The 17270-nt window shown below is 56.2% G+C and carries 14 protein-coding genes; 8 read left to right on the top strand and 6 right to left on the bottom strand.

Translation table 11 applies throughout. The features are described 5' to 3' along the window. Positions 1–48: 48 nt before the first annotated feature. The 3 genes from AB4Z25_RS24900 to AB4Z25_RS24890 all read right to left on the bottom strand — a co-directional run bounded on the left by AB4Z25_RS24900 (position 49) and on the right by AB4Z25_RS24890 (position 4016). The gene (locus AB4Z25_RS24900) at positions 49–1521 is read right to left on the bottom strand and encodes a hypothetical protein (protein WP_442209808.1); all 1473 of its coding nucleotides are present in this window, start codon (positions 1519–1521) and stop codon (positions 49–51) included. 293 nt (positions 1522–1814) lie between these two features. Further along, positions 1815–2249 carry a hypothetical protein gene (locus AB4Z25_RS24895; protein ID WP_442209806.1) on the bottom strand — a complete coding sequence of 145 codons (435 nt, stop codon included), beginning with the start codon at positions 2247–2249 and terminating at the stop codon, positions 1815–1817. Between the two features lie 1125 nt (positions 2250–3374). Beyond that, on the bottom strand, positions 3375–4016 hold the full coding sequence (locus AB4Z25_RS24890) for a hypothetical protein (RefSeq protein ID WP_442209804.1): 642 nt from the start codon (positions 4014–4016) through the stop codon (positions 3375–3377). Positions 4017–4281: 265 nt separating this feature from the next. Here AB4Z25_RS24890 and AB4Z25_RS24885 point away from each other — a divergent pair, with 265 nt between their 5' ends. Further along, positions 4282–4449 carry a hypothetical protein gene (locus AB4Z25_RS24885; RefSeq protein ID WP_442209802.1) on the top strand — a complete coding sequence of 56 codons (168 nt, stop codon included), beginning with the start codon at positions 4282–4284 and terminating at the stop codon, positions 4447–4449. 194 nt (positions 4450–4643) lie between these two features. Here the strand turns inward: AB4Z25_RS24885 and AB4Z25_RS24880 are convergent, their stop codons facing one another. Continuing rightward, positions 4644–6293 carry a PAS domain-containing sensor histidine kinase gene (locus AB4Z25_RS24880; protein ID WP_442209800.1) on the bottom strand — a complete coding sequence of 550 codons (1650 nt, stop codon included), beginning with the start codon at positions 6291–6293 and terminating at the stop codon, positions 4644–4646. An 862-nt stretch (positions 6294–7155) separates the two neighbouring features. Between AB4Z25_RS24880 and AB4Z25_RS24875 the strand changes: the two genes are divergently transcribed. Then, on the top strand, positions 7156–8229 hold the full coding sequence (locus tag AB4Z25_RS24875; protein WP_442209798.1) for an endonuclease/exonuclease/phosphatase family protein: 1074 nt from the start codon (positions 7156–7158) through the stop codon (positions 8227–8229). A 1343-nt stretch (positions 8230–9572) separates the two neighbouring features. Here the strand turns inward: AB4Z25_RS24875 and AB4Z25_RS24870 are convergent. Then, positions 9573–9878 carry a hypothetical protein gene (locus tag AB4Z25_RS24870; protein WP_442209796.1) on the bottom strand — a complete coding sequence of 102 codons (306 nt, stop codon included), beginning with the start codon at positions 9876–9878 and terminating at the stop codon, positions 9573–9575. Between the two features lie 203 nt (positions 9879–10081). Here AB4Z25_RS24870 and AB4Z25_RS24865 point away from each other — a divergent pair, with 203 nt between their 5' ends. The 5 genes from AB4Z25_RS24865 to AB4Z25_RS24845 all read left to right on the top strand — a co-directional run bounded on the left by AB4Z25_RS24865 (position 10082) and on the right by AB4Z25_RS24845 (position 14795). Further along, positions 10082–10465, top strand: coding sequence for a hypothetical protein (locus tag AB4Z25_RS24865; RefSeq protein ID WP_442209794.1), 384 nt, complete (start codon positions 10082–10084; stop codon positions 10463–10465). A gap of 50 nt (positions 10466–10515) precedes the next feature. Continuing rightward, positions 10516–12207, top strand: a complete 1692-nt coding sequence (locus tag AB4Z25_RS24860) for a RecQ family ATP-dependent DNA helicase (protein ID WP_442209792.1) — start codon at positions 10516–10518, stop codon at positions 12205–12207. A 57-nt stretch (positions 12208–12264) separates the two neighbouring features. Continuing rightward, positions 12265–12819 carry an RNA 2'-phosphotransferase gene (locus tag AB4Z25_RS24855; protein WP_442209790.1) on the top strand — a complete coding sequence of 185 codons (555 nt, stop codon included), beginning with the start codon at positions 12265–12267 and terminating at the stop codon, positions 12817–12819. 865 nt (positions 12820–13684) lie between these two features. Further along, positions 13685–13936: a hypothetical protein gene (locus AB4Z25_RS24850; protein WP_442209788.1), complete on the top strand. Its 252-nt coding sequence runs from the start codon at positions 13685–13687 to the stop codon at positions 13934–13936. Positions 13937–14096: 160 nt separating this feature from the next. Then, positions 14097–14795, top strand: coding sequence for an SOS response-associated peptidase family protein (locus AB4Z25_RS24845; protein WP_442209786.1), 699 nt, complete (start codon positions 14097–14099; stop codon positions 14793–14795). A 67-nt stretch (positions 14796–14862) separates the two neighbouring features. Here AB4Z25_RS24845 and AB4Z25_RS24840 read toward each other — a convergent pair whose 3' ends face one another. Further along, positions 14863–16023 (bottom strand): M20 aminoacylase family protein, encoded by a 1161-nt coding sequence (locus tag AB4Z25_RS24840; protein WP_442209784.1) that lies wholly within the window; start codon positions 16021–16023, stop codon positions 14863–14865. Positions 16024–16358: 335 nt separating this feature from the next. Between AB4Z25_RS24840 and AB4Z25_RS24835 the strand changes: the two genes are divergently transcribed. Next, the gene (locus AB4Z25_RS24835; protein WP_442209782.1) at positions 16359–16646 is read left to right on the top strand and encodes a hypothetical protein; all 288 of its coding nucleotides are present in this window, start codon (positions 16359–16361) and stop codon (positions 16644–16646) included. The last annotated feature ends 624 nt before the right edge of the window (positions 16647–17270 follow it).

Here is a 17270-nt window from a genome sequence, read left to right as displayed (position 1 = left end):
AAGAAACAATCGCTGCGTTGCAGATGCCCCTTATGTCCTGCCCATCGGTCAGCTCGCCAATGCAGAGCCCCAATCGAAGAAAGCTCCGCTCTTCCTGTCATCATAGTCAACGACCGCAATATCGAGTGCAGTGAGCAACTGTCTCGCCGCAATGCCCAGCCCCTTTGGGAGGATGAGGATTTTCCGGTATTCAGCCTTGAGCGTCTTTTCGTAAACGATCAGTTGGCCAACCGCCTTCATGTAGTCTGACGCGCTGTAGGCCGTCTTGATCTCGATGAGGTATCGCTTGCCGCCCCCCACTGTATAGAGATCAGGACCCAATGAGCCCACTCTTTGATTGGCAACTTTGAATCCCTTAGCCTCAAGGTCCTTTCGCACAGCATGCCAAATCCGAGCATGAACGCGCTCGATCGTCTTGGGACCTTGCGCGGGGACGCTGGTGAACCCTAGAGATTCCTCCAGCAAGAGTGCCTTGCTATGAGCGTCTATAAAGTCAGGACTATCGGCGTCCGTCACACGGGTGCGTATCTTCGCGCAGACGTGCATGAACCGAGAAGACTGTGTCGCCACCGCATAGGGATCGTCAGTAAGCTCGGCGACGACGTAGTAGGGGTAGATGGCTCCATCAGAGAAGCGCACCAGCTTTCGCGGGAATGGCAAATCAAGTGCGTCGGAGAGCTGTATCCTGGTTCCGCCGACATTCATCTCACCGGAATGGAGTATCCAAACGGTGCCGTCCTCGCTCTTGGCAGTGAGACCCTGCCAGCGTCTAGGTGGCCCACTGGCGGGAGGATTGACCTCGACAACGAGGTTTCTCGAATTCTTACTCCCCAATCGGTCTCCGAGGCCTGTCCAGTACCGGTGCTCGCCGTCCCGCTCCCACCCGCCGATCGCCAGCCAGATACCTAGCTCTTCGACCCAGATTGTGCTCGGTGAAAAACCGTGGTCGGTACGGCCTACTTTTGTGAACGCTCGGCGCCAAGCGTTCATGGCAGTCGCCGTTCCGGAGCGCGTTTGAATGGCCTTGAGCGGCCTTACGTCACCACCCTCCATCTTTTTCAGTAAGGCCGAAATCTGCGGTTCAACATCCGACAGGTCGACGCTCGTTCTGCGAAACCCAAGTGCCTCTCGCAAGACTTTCGGTAGCGTCTGCCGAGAAACGGGAATTCCGGTGAAGAGCCGAATGACAGAGCGGCGCAAAACCGTGTCGGTGTTGGCCCCTTCTGGATCAGCGTACGGATCGCCTGCGATTTGGGCGAAATATATGCGATCACCATCGGGGATGAGGACAATGTCGCCGATCGCGAACTCGCGAATGAAGCGCCATGTATGGGCTAGAGCATTTGGGATATCCAAATCGGGGTACGTATCACTGAGTATCTCGCGAAATGCGTCTCTTGAAAGCCTGCGGTTCAGCAACGTCGGCGTATCACTCCAGCCGATGGCTACGATGTTCTGTTCGAGCAGCTCCTGTGTTCGATCTTCCCCGCTCGGCCGAAGTCGAAGTCCCCAATATCTCATATGCACCCCCAACGATTCGTCCGTAATCCTCGCTCGTCATGACGTCCTGTCAATGGAATGTGCTACCGAGTGTTGAATATTAAAATGCAGCAACTGGCGGGGGCTAAAACGCAACTCTGTCTGCCCAAATCATCGAAGCGATGGCGGATGGAAACCTAAAGGGCGCTGTTCGAGAAGAACGGGAAGGGAAGCGAAGCGGAGTCGGATACGAGGCATTCGCGGCAAGGCAGCACACTTCGCTTACATGGCCCGTGATGATATGGAGGGACTCAGGTGATCGATCGAGGGCTGAGTTATCGACCGAACCGAGTTGCAATTTCCTCATTTTCCGCGACCAAGGGCTCTACAGCAGATGCTCTCGCTGAGGATACTGGACGCGTGACGTCCGGATCTGCCGGGCGCCGCTTCCAAGCAGCTTGGGAATCCATCAACGCATTGAGCTCGTCTTCCGATCTCACGTGATCCTCAAAGGATGACGCGGCCTCGAAACGAATCATTGCGACGTATTCGTCGGTCGTAAAGCCCATTGCAAAGATTTCTCGAAGAGTGAACTGCGTGACACCGACCTCATCCACTCGATTGAAACCGTAGTGGATTTCACCCGTGTGCGGATCGCGAAGGCGGGGAAGAAGCCCGAACCGGTCATCCACGTCGGATGTGATAGCCCCGCGCACTTCAAAGCCAATTACTTCATACGTCGCGTCGTCGGTTCTTTTGATGCGGTTCATCGTTCTCTCCCTGGTTCGAGAGAATGGTGGGCGGTGCGCTTGCAAGGAAGAAGGACCTCGTGAGATCCTGCAGGCTAACCGCGAGGGCAGAAACCGAAATAGGATCCGTCACGTAAATCGTAGGACAGCAGGACCTCGGCCCAGCCGCTCTATTGACGCCCGGCCGCACTTTGACGATTTATCAAGTTGAAACCTGCCAAGTACCATTGCCCTCACACTTGTAATCGATCCCGAAAGCATCAATGCCCGCCCCCTATTTTATGAAATCCGTCTGGCCTGAGTATGCTCACGGTGAAAACAAATTCGGCTTTGGTCACCTTGCTGAAAGCTACATGGTCGCTTCGGACTCGGTGGGCGTGAACCGGAATATTATCGTCATCTACCAGGACCACGTCTTCACGCGCGACCCAGTCGAAGGTGATAGTCCGTCAGATGCCTTTCCGGACGCGAGGAGGGAGCCCTACGGAGTGTTCTGCCCCGATAGATACCGATGGTCGCTAGTGCTCCCACAGATTGTCAGTCAGCTTCCGGGCGAACGGATTTGGAATTTGCGAAAAGACGATCGGTACGCGCATGTCCCAGTGGTGACTGAGAACGGGGACACCATCCTCTATTCAATCGTTTTCAGCCTGGAGGCAGTTCGGAAAAACATTCCGTACGAGTTCCTCTTGCGAGTGCGAACCGCGTATCCGTGTACAGATGCGCCTCCGGACACATTCGGAGACGTCAGATTCAGCCATCTTCTAATGGTTCGCGCGCAGGGTACACATACGCACAGGAATTACACGTCACATCGAAAAATGCCAAAGATGCCGGAGTAGAAAAACTAACGGCCCCTTTCGGGGCCGCAGCAATCACAGAGTGATTTGGGGGCAAAACTCTTCGGTTTCCCTATCCTCGCCTCGCGCGAAGACCAGACGTACGCCTGGCGGTGTTGGCTGTCTCACGCCCAAAGTCCAACGATCTGCATCAATAACTAACACTCGCGCCCGCAAAGTCAATGGGAATTTGACGAGTTCTCCATCAGCTTTACTCGCCTACTACCCCCCACAATTGGTCGTAAGATCGCTGATTTTCAAGTGTTTGACGTTCATGTGCTTCATCGTTGGACCAGAAGCCCGCTGGTTAGGGATAGGCCCGGGAATTCGGAGGCATGAGCGCCTGCAGCTCCTCTTCGCTCTGGATTGGTTCGATATTGTTTCCTTCATGCTCGATCATCACTCGGTACTCTTGAGCGTTGAAGCCAAGCGTGACGACATCTCGGAGCGGCATCCCGTAAATCCCGTAAGCAGCGAGGCCATAATCAAAAAAGATCGCACCAGATTTTTCGTCCACCCACGCATAACGCGAATTGAAACGATCGATGACCGTGGGCAGCGGGTTTCCTTTGTCATCCACCCATGAAGTCACATGAATTCTGTCGACCAGCGTTTCTCGGGCTTGCCTCTTGGTAGTATCCGCGCCCTGTTCGAGCTGGAAATGTCGATTCAGCTCGGCTTCACTTTTGATCGGGGAGCCGCTCTTCTCCTCCTGCTTCAACATAACGCGGTACTCCGCGGTGGCGAACCCAAGAGCGACGACCCGGCTCAACTCCATATCGGAAACACCCTCGTCACCAACAGTCAGATCGCTAACGCGACGCTCCCCGGTCATTTCATCCGTGTATGTGTAAAGCCTGGTGAAGCGATCGTCCACGCCCGCAAGAAGTTCGCCGTCGAACCCGATCCACACTACTTCCTCAACCGCGCGTCTTCCATTGACTGACATATGACATCTCCTTGTTGCTGAGATCGTCGCAGTCGGCGTTGCAAGCAAGAACACTCCAGGCGACCCCGGTAAGACGAGTGAATCGAACTGCCGTACGTCATCGGTGGGGTCGTGTCCGGGCGGTTGAGATGGTCGTGACCAAGTGCTCATGACCTCCCCGATCGTCAAACCATAGATCCCTGTCGCAGTGAGAGACCGTCCGCTCGCCACTTAACCCCCGCTCAGAGCGGTCCGACCATCCGGCCATCGAGCCGATGCTTCCGCTATGCGGTTGCGCTATGACATCTATGTTCTCGCTGGAGGATCGCAAAATCCAGTGATCTTTGCACGGCTGATTGAAGCCTTTGAACTCGCCTCGCATCCATTTCATATTGGTCGCGCCATGACACGGATGGAGATGTCGGGCGGCTTGTACGTGATGTATGCCACGTGAGACGATGCCAAATGAAGCGCAAGAAAATGCGAATATTTTCAATTGGTTATTTTTAGGTCATTTTTGGGGCCAGTGCCTGCCCGGCGGCCTTTATTCTCCCTTTGATGGTGCATAGGGCCAATGTTGGTGGCCGGAATCACGCACCCTTTGTCACCTTAGCTCCTGGTGAAACAGGGCCCCGATAAACGACGTCGCTAGCCAAGCATATGCGGAATTGTAAAAATGAACTTTGCTCCTTGTGGCAGGTTGCTGTCCACCCACAAGCGTCCCCCATGGGATTCGACGATTGTTCTGCAAATGGCCAACCCCATTCCCATTCCTCGGGTTTTGGTCGAGAAGAACGGCTCGAATATTTGAGCCGGAGCTTGAATGCCGGGCCCAGTGTCGATGACCTCGATTTGTATCAGCTCCGACGAGTTGCTCGCACGAACAATAAGCTTCTTGGGAGCCTCTACTAAATCCATAGCTTCGAGCCCATTACGTATGAGGTTGATCAACACCTGCTGAATTTGAACACTGTCGATGTATGCCGATGGAAGATCTTTCTCGATCTCGACTCCCAACTGGACGCGCCGCCGAGCGGCATCGTCGCTCATGACGCTGGCGGCCTCCTCTATGACTCTGGCGAGGGACACATGATCTCTAGCCTCTTGGGAATGTCTGAATAGTGCTCGTACGCGGCTCACCACATCGGTGGCTGAATGCGCGCTGGAAACCACTCGCTTGATGGCAATTCGTGCGCGTTCCACGTTTGGCGGTGTCGCTGATAGCCAACGGTCGCAAACATCGGAACTGGACATTATCGATGAGAGCGGCTGTCCAATTTCATGAGCGATCGACGCGGACAATTCCGCCAAGCTCGCGGCCTGACTGGCTCGGGATAGCTCCTCCTGCATCAGCCGGAGTTCTTCATCGGCGTGAACCTGGTCCTCTATGTCGAGGCAAATTCCGTTCCATTGAACAATCTTATCATCGCTATCTCGCATGGCTTCGGCACGCGTCTCTACCCATCGATAGACGCCATCGTGTCTGCGCATGCGATGTCTCATTAGATAAGGTTCCCCGGTTCGAAGTGCGTGGGAGTACCGCTCTTTCACCGTCGCCAGGTCTTCAGGGTGAATGATTTCATCTATAGTGCTCTGCAAACGAGACTTGTCGGGCTGGTCCAAATCTTCGAGCCCAAACCCGAGATACTCTCGAAGTTTTCGGCTTCGATATACAGGTTTCCCATCCGGCAAGGCGCAGTAAATGAGTGCGGGCAGCGCGCCTACAAGCTGCTCAAGCTGTCGTTCTCTCGCAACGAGCGCCTCTTCAGTCTTTTTGTACACGTCGATATCGAACGACGTGCCATACCACCCCGTGATCCGGCCTTGACTATCATATGTGGGTCTTGCCGCACTTCTAGCCCAAGCGTAGACACCTGTTGCGCGCCGGATATGAAATTCAGCGCTGAACAACTCACCGGTTTGCAGCGACCTTCGCCACCTAGCAGCGATATCCTCATACTCGTCCGGATGAAGAAGCTGCTTCCAACTTACATCTCCCTCGTCAATCGAGGAGTTGATCTGATCTGGCGTAAGGCCCAAAGTCTGCTGAGCGAACGCGGGAAGATAGATAACCCTTCCGTCAGCACCGTTTGCCCACCCGTTACCAAAAAGGTTTTCGATTATTTTCGCTGCTCTGATCGCCTCGGAGCCGACGACGTCGGGTGTTTCGGAGGACGCGGCCTCCACCCGGATCTTGGGGTTCAAATCCTCCATTTCGACTTTCGCCTCATAATCGGGCTTTAATCGCGTTTCCGACAAGACATAAGTTCCATCGGGCTGACGCTGTCGCAGATGCATGAGTTGCGGAACCCCGGTCCAGAACGCTCGGGCGATCGCGTGCGCGGCGGCTGGCCTATCAGTTGGATGAATCGACCTCAAAGAGGGAGGGCCACCCGATCGAGCGAGTTCTTCTGAGGTGGTGACTGGTGCTCGGGCCTCACCCCGGACGGCGCGCTGGCTGACAAGAAGCCCAACGCATACCGCAATCGCGAACAAGCATGCCAAGGACAACACAACGTCCCGCGCGACGTTAACGAGCACAAACGACAGACCAATGCAGAGACAGCAAACGACTGCAGACGCGAAGTTGAAAACATGCAAAGTGCGCTCCCGCGCGATTAGCATTATCGCAACGAGCGAACCCAGCAACCCCAACGGAGACTTTGTCAGCCACCAAGTCGCGACGCCAAGGATAAGTGTCAAAACGATGAGCGAAGTCACTCTCAGAGACGTCGCCGTCATACGAACTCCCCTTGGAAAGACCAACAACAGTCGGTAATCTGCAAATGTCTTCACTTAACAGGTTGTCCTGCCGTTTTGCCAGCACTTGGAAAAGCTACCGACACGAATAGTCAACCGCTGGCGGCTGCCCCCTGTTCACCGTTGTCGTCACCTGTCAATCGAGCGGCAAGCGTCATCGACGAGAGAACCGCATTTTCGCGTCTTTATCTCTATCTGCCATTCGATTGCTGATTCCGACATGCATGCTGCCTCTGGTTCGGCTGGCCTTCGACAAAACCGTTACAACCTCAACACCCTCATCTATTTGCCCGGCACCGCCCATCCGCGATACGCGAGTTTGCTTCCAATTTGTCAGATTTGACTCGCGTTCTGCGCGAAATATGCTTCAATACGGCAATCTCATAGAGGGGTATGGGAAATGTGGGGAACCGTTCTTAGGTCGCTTCTGGCAGCGACAGCGCTCATTGCGTTCGACGCGGGTGCGGCTGAATTGAAACTCGCAAGCTGGAACCTTGGAAATCTTGCCAGTGGGCCGGGCGTCGCCCTTCGAGGGCACGAACGAAACGCAGCCGAATATCAGCACATCCGCGATATCGTCGGAAAGCTTAGTCCGGACATCATCGCCCTCCAGGAAATGGGTAGCATTGCGAGTGCCAAAGCCATTCTCGGGGAAGGCTACACCGTTGTCTTCGAGAAGCGCTGCCTGGAGAACAGTGCGAGATGCGAGTCGGACGTCGAAGACATCTTCACCGCCATCGCATTCAGAAACGGTGCCGGCGAATTCACGGAAGTCCAGCTGCCTGAACTGTCGATCCTTCACACCAGCGAGTGCGCGAACGAGACACCGCGACCAGTCCGGGGCGGCGTGGGCCTGGAATTTCAGAATGGTGGTGAGAAGATTGTGATCCTCTCCGTTCATTTGAAAGCGTCGTGCAAGCGCAATGACAACGAAGGCGAAGGCGATCAAGCCGACGATTGTGCCACGTTGATGAAGCAGGCCGACATCCTCGCGGACTGGATCAAGACACAGCGCCAAGCTGGCAAGAAGGTCATCGTTGCAGGCGACTTTAACAGGCAACTGCTGGACCCTGGCGACCATGTGGCTGCCAAACTGAAGGCGGTGGCGCCGGATGCGAAATTCGTTCCAACTGCAAGGGAGTGCTGGGCTTCATTCCCTAATCGCGGCGGCGCGATTATTGCCGCTGCGAACCAGAAATTCCCCGAGATCGCGGCAAGCGGAGGAAGTCCTCTGCCCTACAGCCCGCGATCGAACGCCAAGATTGATTACTTCGTGGTCAGTGGCCCGGCGCTCCAAAGCGACATCGTGGCGGAGCAATATCCGATGGGCGGCGAAGCGAAGACATCTGAGTTCGCGACGGACTACCTGAAAACCTGCGAGGGGAAGCCGAACAAGTTTGAAGACGGAAAGGTTCTGACGTTCTCAGAGGTCGAGCCGAGCGATCACTGCCCCATCTCGATGACGCTCAAGTAAATTCGACAGCAGGGTCGCCATTAGTTCTCGGACGGCGGTGAGGACGATTATCTTGTCCTAATCCTGTCTTTCGGTAGCCGGCGACCATCCCCGTGAGATGCCCTTGCTGAGGAATGACCGGGCGATTTCGAGTTGCTCCGGGTATTCGTCACGAATGGTTGAAAGGTTAGTTTCAGGCCATGTGACGATTGGTAATTCAGGAAAATCTTCCTGGCACGCGAGCAACCCCTGGCTCGAGTGACTGAAGCGGCATCCGGCGGGAACGTCCCACCTCCGCCGAAAGACCATGAAGCGGTGTCCCGCTTCGCCCGGCTGACGTCTTGGGTCGCCGTCCGGGTCGGGATTTCCCCGACGATCTTCGCGCTGCAAGCGCCTTCTGGTGGTACTCCTTGTTCAGCACGTTCCACTCTGTCCATACATGCCTCGCGCCGACGCCGCTTGCGGCCCCGGGGTCTTTCCTTGCGGGTGGTGCGACGGTGACATGGACAGAGCCGTTCGTCGCCACGGTGATCGTGCCATCGGAGGAACGGGGCAGTTCCTCGGAGAATCCCATCGCCCGACGGGCGGTGGCAACGGATGCGGCAACATGGACGCTCAAGCCATAGCGACGAGTAAACTTCACGCGACCGATGATCGAGGTGTAGGCAGGATTGACGCGGACATGCGCCACGCTACCTCTGCAGCATGCCGACGCAAGCGCCGCGTCGAAAGCCGAATAGGCGAATGACGAGAGCATCCGGGCGTACCGCGGATCGTCGGAATTCTTCAGTGTCACCTTCTTCTTGGCGAAGTCGAGCTTTACAGAGCAGCACGTCCTGCGACTGAAGGCCTTCAATGGATGACGATCGTCCGGCGATGTGCCTGCCTTCTTAGGAACTTGCGTTTCGGTAGAGTGACTTGGTCCAATCAAGCAGTCGGTTCCAGTCCCTCTGGAAGTCTTCGAACGCTCCCATGCACCACCAATAAACAACCCAGTCGATTGCGGACACATCCGGTTCCCGTGGGGTGGATCCCGGAGTATTGAACCTGTATCCGAAATCGCCGCGGCTGTCGCTGAACACGTCCGTACCGATACTTCCACTGCCAGTCATGGTCGAGGCATATGCGATAGATCTCGCTACCCAAATATCCTCGACGCGATCAGCAATCCAATCGTCTTCAATGTCACTAAGGTCGCCCTCGTGATTGTTCCAGAAATTGCGAAGAAGGTGAGCGGACGGCCAACATGCGTTAAAAAGCGCCGCCATTTCGGGCTCGTCCTCTTCCGTGAGATTTTGGAGTTTTTGCCAGATTTCCTCAAACGTTATGGTCTACCCTCGGTTACGAGAGGGTAAGTGCCACAACTAACGTTTATGCGACCTTACGATCGGAAATCGAGTCATCAGATTGAGCAAGCCGTCAGTTCGAATTGTTGCAGGATCGGGAGGAGAGACACTTCGTTTCTCAAAGTGTTTGGCAATCACGTATGCTTTGTGTCGCTCGATGCGAACCGTTAGTTCGTCTCGTATGACTCGCAGAAGTTTTTGTCTATCAGCCTTGCCAGTCGGAATTTCAAAACCATCGACATCGATCTCGTTCCAGTCGATGTTCCCGAAGTCGCAAGTGGCGCTGGTGGGAAATTGGTCGGCACTAATGACTTTGTCGCTCAAAATGGCGCCTCCTCTGCATCTTTCAGCTTGATAGGTCCGGTCACCGGCTGCAATCCGTGCCCCTTCCGATTGATTTTGAACATCTGTTTTCAGGAACGCTTTACCCCGCCCACAACTTTACGAACGGGGGCGCTCGAAAATCACAACCCATTAATTTCCGGTGCCTAGTGGATGGATCAAACAAACAACGCAGGCAGCTCAATATGTTCGCATTCGGCACTCCGATCCTTCTCGAATCCTTCCCCCTCAGCGAGTACCCAAACGGGGTTCACCCGTCCGACGAGGACGTCGCCGAATTGGTGGACATAATGGATGCGTTCCGGTTCGAGCTACTGACTGCGACGCCGAAGACGATGTACGATATCCTTTGGATCAACTGCACCCACGACGCCCTTAAATGGGGCGGTCTCCAAGAAGATGAAAGCCGCGACGGAATTTCCCCGCCTCCGACTGCTTGGATCGACTTCAACGACGTCGGGTCTGGAAACATCGGTGGCGCCACCCCGGCGGGCTTGCACATGATAGTGTTCGAGCAAAAAGTCCTAGACCAGCTTGTAGTCCAGCCGTTGTTTATGGCCCTGCACTAGCGAAGTTACCCTTTTGCAGGGAGTTTCCGGCAGGATGAGCAACCTGCAACGTGATTGAGCCGACGCCGTTGGGACATTGGGAAGACACGCGCCGTCTTGTTCTCGCGCGCGATGGATACAAATGCGTTTCGTGCTCGACGAAGGTCCGCTCGAGAGATGCCGACGTCCACCATCTGCTTCCGAGATCCATGGGAGGCTCCGACGAGCTTTCCAATCTGGTGACCCTTTGCGACGGCTGCCACGCCGCCCACCATCCCAACCTTGCAGGAGGCCTAGCAAAGCACGCGATCGAGCGATGGGCGATGCGGCTGGCACGCTGGCTCGACCGGGATGCACGAGGGCTCGAGGCCGGAATGAATTTCGGTCCCGTGTTACGCCTCTTCGGCGTCTCGCATTTCCGCAACGGGCAGCTTCCGATCGTCTTGGCCGCGCTCGCCGGAAAGTCCGTGCTCGTCGTCAGTCCTACGGGATCCGGCAAGTCTTTGTGTTTCCAAATCCCCGCCCTGCTGCGTCGCGGCTGCACCTTCGTCGTCAGTCCCTTGAAGACGCTGATGAGCGACCAGGTCTCCGGCCTGTTGCGGAAGAAGATTCCCGCGACCTTCGTGAACAGTGCACTCGGCGCTGCCGAGAAGGAACTGCGCTACGACATGCTCGGGGTCAACGCGCTGAAGTTCTTGTATCTGGCGCCCGAGCGCTTCTTCGTAAAAAGTAATGCCGAGCGAAAGGCACTCGCCGAAAGCGAACCGGAATTTTTGGTCGTGGACGAAGCGCATTGCGTCGATGCCTGGGGACGAGATTTTCGTCCGGAGTATGGCCGCCTCGCCGAAGTCCGGGTAAAGCTTGGTTCACCGCCGATCCTCGCATTCACTGCCACCGCGGGTCAGGCCATGCAGAAACGCATTCTGGCATCGCTAGGGATAGAGGATGCCGAGGTTTTCGTTCGCGGCGTCGATCGACCGAACATCGCTCTGGTCCGCTGGAAGGCATCGCCGTCCGCAAGACATCACGAGATCGCGGCGTTGCTGCGATTGCCGATCATTCGGGATCGGAAAACGATGATCTTTGTCCCGACGGCGCGGATCGGACAGGAACTTCAGGCCGATCTCAGGAGCAACGGCTCGGACATCCCCTTCTACCATTCCAAGCTTGGCACGGAATGGGAGCGCCAGGAACTCCTCAAGCGCTTTCAAGGCGAGAGCCGCCCCGTCGTGAACCATATCATATGCACGAATGCCTTCGGGATGGGCTTGGACGTGCCGGACGTTCGCCTCGTGATCCATTGGCAGCAACCCGCCTCTGTCGAAGACTACCTGCAGGAGTTCGGACGTGCTGGACGCGACGGCAGGCAGTCCGTTGCCGTGACTTTCACAGAGGGCGGAGGAGGTCCAAGCCGCGATGTCGGCCTGCTTCGCTTCATGGCCGACAAGACCGCGAACGGCTCCGGCCTCAACGAGTTGGCGGCACGCTCGATGCTCCAGCAGCGGCTGGCTCAGATTGAAGACCTGACAACTCTGCTTGCATCCAGGGAGTGCTTCCGAGAGCAACTTGTTGAATACTTCGAAGGCCCGAAAGTACACGTCCGCCAAAGCCTTGGCATGAAGATTCTCAACTGGACGTTCAGCAAGAGCGCGCCCACGAAACGTTTTCGCTACTGCTGCGACGCCTGCGCGAATTTGGATCAAAGGCAGGAGAAGCTCGCCGATCACGTTACAGGCGCTTTCGCCAAGCACGCCGCCAGGTGACGAATCCGACCCCAACGAGTAGGACGCGCGTACCTATTCCGCTTGACCGAGAACACCATGTCCAAAGACCTCAGCAAATTTCTCAGCCTCATCCTCCGACACGAGCCAGCTAAGTTCGGCGTCGTACTCGACAGCGGCGGCTGGACCCCGATCGACGTTCTGATTGAAAGGATCCGGGCATCCGGCTTCCGTGATCTCGACCGAGCGATGCTCGACGCAGTCGTCGAGAACAACAATAAGAAGCGGTTCACGGTTTCCGGCGACGGCTTGCGGATCCGGGCTGCGCAGGGGCACTCCGTCGAGGTCGATCTCGGCCTAACGCCAAATCAGCCCCCTGCCGTGCTGTATCATGGAACCGCGGTCACCAATCTCGAGTCTATCAAGAATAAGGGCCTGTTGCCGGGCAACCGCCAGCACGTGCACCTGTCGTCAGACCGAGACACGGCAGTCAGCGTGGGTACGAGGTATGGGAAGCCGATCGTTCTTTCTGTGGCCGCGGGCAGCATGTTTGAAGACGGCATCCAGTTCTTCCAAGCTGAGAACGGCGTCTGGCTCACGGACAGCGTGGCTTCCAAGTACATGGACGTCGATCAGATGGAAAAACCCGACTAGCAAGAAGGCGTCAAGGCGATCTCGACGCCACTAGCGACCACGATCCTCAACGTCCGAACCATATCAGCAGTTTCAAGCAGCGCCCTCGCCCACTCGCGAGGCGTACGGCGTTCAGCATCAGACCCATGACGGCATCCTCCGGGGTGCCGCTGCCTGGGATCCCGACCCGCGGGCCGCTTGCATTCGAAAACACATGCCAGCCGTTTAGTTCCTGTCTGAGACAGGACGGTGCCGTCTTGGAGCGGCGTTTCCTGTCGCCGCATGACCTTGTCAATGTTCTTCTTTTGTTTCATATCTCCGGAATGGAAGACCGGACAGAATTTTGGCGGACGGGTATACGATGGCTTTCGTTTTATCGGGACCATTCTGTCGTGGTTCGCTGTCCGGGCTGCGCGCTTCGGAAAGTCCTACGAGTGAATAGCATCCTCGACCGCATCGGCGACGTAAGTATCCATTCCGCACATGTGGCTGTGGCTCGCGCGCTTAAATGCAACCGTGTTGATCTCGGTGGCTACAATCGGTGCCGCCTGGCGATACCACTAAGCGCCTATGAGCCGCTCGACAAACTACCGTCCCGGATGGAATTCCTCCGGTTTCCACCAGATGCACATCGTCTGGCAGATACGGAGCTTGGGAACGTGCCGGAGTGGTATGTCCTATCCGGGTTCTGCAAGTGTGGCTATTTCCGAAACGTCGACATCAATGACCTGCGAAAAGCCCATCCACCCGCTACCAGGACAGACGATCTTGCACGCTGTCTTCGGTGCAAGCGATGCGGCAACACGAAAGGGAATTTCTTCATCTATCAAAAGATGCTGCGCTAGCCGCCGACACCATTCCTCGACCTAGCAATCCGGAGAAACATTTGCCCAAACGTAGACCGAAGCCCGACAACGACGGTGGTCCGACGCTGCGGGACATCCGCATCCCACAGATCGAAGTCGAGTGCTCGATTTGTGATCGGCGCCAGAGCTACGAGCGGAAGGCTCTCGTCGAGAAATTTGGTACCGGTGCATCTTTTGCACTGCTTCGACGTCGCATGGCCATGGGATGCGAGCGCATGAACACGCCTAAGGGCGACCGCTGCGAAACACGCTTTCCGTGCCTGGGACCGTAACGGAGCGTAGCGAACGCACGGCATTGGCAGTCGAATTCCGTTGCGTTACCGTGCGGCTCCGCGAACTGAGGATAGCCTGCGCATGTGTAATCTCTACAGGATGGAAGATCGAGATTGGGTGTCGAAGTGGGCTTAAGACGTCGAGAGCCTGATCAACGTCATGCCCGCCTACCAGATGAATCCTGACCAAGCTGGCCCCATCGTTCGCAATACCGCCGATGGCAACAGACAGCTCGTCCACGCTCGTTGGGGTTTGCCCTCTCCGATTTTCGTCCAGAAAAAGGCGGCCGAGAGCCGCGCTGCCAAGTTAGTCGCCAAGGGCAAGCCCGTGAACATGGACGAATTGATCAAGATGGAACCGGATCGCGGGGTGACCAATGTTCGCAAGCTCAACCTGCCGCACTGGCGCCGGTGGTTTGGGATCGAGCACCGCTGCATAGTGCCGGTGACAACCTTCGCAGAGCCGGATCCGCTCAGCCAAGAACCGGACGGCAAGACGCCGAATGCATGGTTCGGCCGAAATGAGGGCAAGGAGCTGATGTTCTTCGCCGGGATCCACGTTCCCGGGTGGCAAAGCGTTCGGAAGGTCAAAGACGGCATCACGACCGATGATCTCTATGGATTCATCACTACCGATCCAAACGAGGTCGTCGCCCCGGTCCATGAAAAGGCGATGCCGGTTCTGCTGCTGACGAAAGAGGAAACCGACATCTGGATGCGCGCTCCCTGGGAGGAAGCTCAGCATCTCGCGCGGCCGGCGCCGAACGATGCGATCCGGATTGTCTCGAGGGAGCCGTACGGTTCCACTATCATCGACAAGGCGGGCGAGATGTTGGAAGAGCCGGACCTCTTCGGCTAGGGCAAGGTCTAAAGGCTCCGCGACATTCGATGATGGGGCGGTAGGGTCCGGTATCGGCCCTTAGCGGTCATTCCAACGGCAAGCGGCGCTCCACAATCGATATGAAATAATCTACGCCGAAGGGAATTGCGGCATCGTTGAAGTCATACCGTGCGTCGTGAACGGATGGGCCGTCGCCGTTACCGATGAGCATGATGTTTCCTGGGCGAGCCTCAAGCATAAACGCAAAGTCTTCTGACCCCATCAACGGTTCCATAGACCCGTTGACGTTTTCCATTCCTACCCGCGATCTCGCCACATCGACTGCGAAGGCTGTTTCATTTGCATGATTCACCGTTGGCGGAAACATCCGCTTGTAAGTAACGGTCGCTTTCGCACCATAAGCTTCGGCCACATACGAGGCGATTTCTGTTACCCGCTTCTCAATCAAGTCCCGTGTTGCCGGATCAAAGGTCCGAGTCGTTCCTCCCATTTCGGCCGACTGGGGAATTACGTTTCCAGCTTTACCGCCACCCATCCAGCCTACTGTGACAACAGCGCACTGGCGCGGGTGAACGTTGCGCGACACTATCGTCTGGAGCGCCAGAAGAATATTCGCGCCGACGACGAGCGGATCGACGCTGGCATGGGGCGATGCCCCATGCGCGCCTTTGCCGTCGATTTTTATCCGAAAGCCATCCGCAGATGCAGCTAGGGGGCCACTCGCAGTACTGAACTGGCCGATTGGCAATCCTGGCTCCGTGTGCATGGCGTAGACCTCGTTGATTTCGAAGCGATCCATCAAACCGTCATCAACCATTGCCTTGCCTCCACCGCCACCTTCCTCGGCGGGCTGGAAGATTACTATCGCCGTGCCGTCAAACGCGCGTGTTCGGGTGAGAGCACGGGCGGCACCCAATAGCATGGCTGTATGTCCATCATGCCCGCACGCATGCATGACACCCTTGTTGGTGGATGCCCAACTGGCTCCGGTCTCTTCCTCGATTGGCAAAGCATCCATATCAGCACGCAAGCCGATAACCCTTCCGCTGGTCTGCTGCCGCCCACGGATAACCCCCACGACGCCCGTCTTGCCGATACCTGTCACTACCTCGTCGCATCCGAACTCTTTCAGCTTCGAGGCAACCAACTCGGCTGTTCTGTGGACTTCGAACTGAAGCTCTGGATGGGCGTGGATATCACGTCGCCATTCGACGACATCAGCGTAATCGCCGTCTATTTCAGGCATAGGTCGATCCTCTGTCTGATCTCGGAAGTAAGGGCGAGAATAGGAGATTTCCCGTAACGCGCAATGGCAGCTATTGGCGCGTAGCCACCCACCCGATGATGAGGGGGCGGTGGGGTCCTGGCTAACAAAATATCAAATACTTGAAAGCCAGCCGGGTCGATCTCCGCTAGCCTTCCATTGCTCCCCCAATTTCGTAGCAAGGGAGCCCCGATTGGTACCGGGTGCAAGAGCCGCCGTCCGTGCTTAGTAACAGGGACGGCGGTTTCGGGAAGTTAGGGCGGTGGGGTCCACTTTCGGCCCATTGCGGACCTCCACCGCACGTGCGAATTTGCGTCATGACAGTTGAACAGAACTCAGCGCCGGACACTGCGCAAATCCAACTCACGCCAGATGAATCAATCGTGCTCTTCGAGCTACTTTCCCGGTGGTGCGAAGACGGCAAGTCGCCAACACCGGAGGCCTCTTGTTTCGAAAGCACTGCCGAGGGCGCTGTGTTGCATGGGCTGTTGGCCGACCTTGCAAAACAATTAATCGCCCCTTCCAAAGCTGACTATGACAGCTTGTTAAATGGAGCTCGCGATCGATTGAAAGGAAACTGGGACTTTCCGACATTGAGAGGCTGATCACTCGATAAGTTTAGATTCGGGCGGTAGGGCTAGGCAAAAGGTTGCCCAAGCGCGTTAAGCTTCACTCAAGCTATATTAGACAATCTTCATGTGTGTCGGGGGACGCACCGGAGGATCAAATGACGAAGCCACTTGTTGATCACCTTACCGTCTGTGCCAAGCTTGCCCGCACTAACGGAAACGCGCTGATCGAGTACTTGATACGTATGGCCCTTTTGGAAGCTAGACCAAAAGGGAACCCAGAGCAGAGCGGGAAGTGATACACCCGCAATGCCGCCACACTTGGCGCGGCCCGATAGCTCACCCTGTCGGGCAATTTTCAGTGGAGCTTGCGGCGTAGTCTATCCGACTCTGACTTTCAAGTATCCGCCTTCCAGCTTCAGTCGCTTGAAAATCCGGGCCAACAAGTCCCAGTTCCTCTAAAGTCACAAGGCAAGCCGTCGCATTGGGCATGTGCCGGAGTTTGTTTGTGTCTGCCAACATCGCCAGCAGCTCAAGCTGCTCCTTGGTAAGATTTTTCACGTTTGCCTCTGCGGTTCATTCCCAGCGAAGCAAGGTCTTGCACGCAATTGATGAACGCATACCTCATCAACCTCCTAAAATCTCGTGATACGTCTCATC

The organism is Rhizobium sp. RAF36 (assembly GCF_052114105.1).
Classification (GTDB): domain Bacteria; phylum Pseudomonadota; class Alphaproteobacteria; order Rhizobiales; family Rhizobiaceae; genus Rhizobium.
Note: the sequence above shows the minus strand (reverse complement) of the source record. Positions and strands in the feature narration are given on the sequence as shown.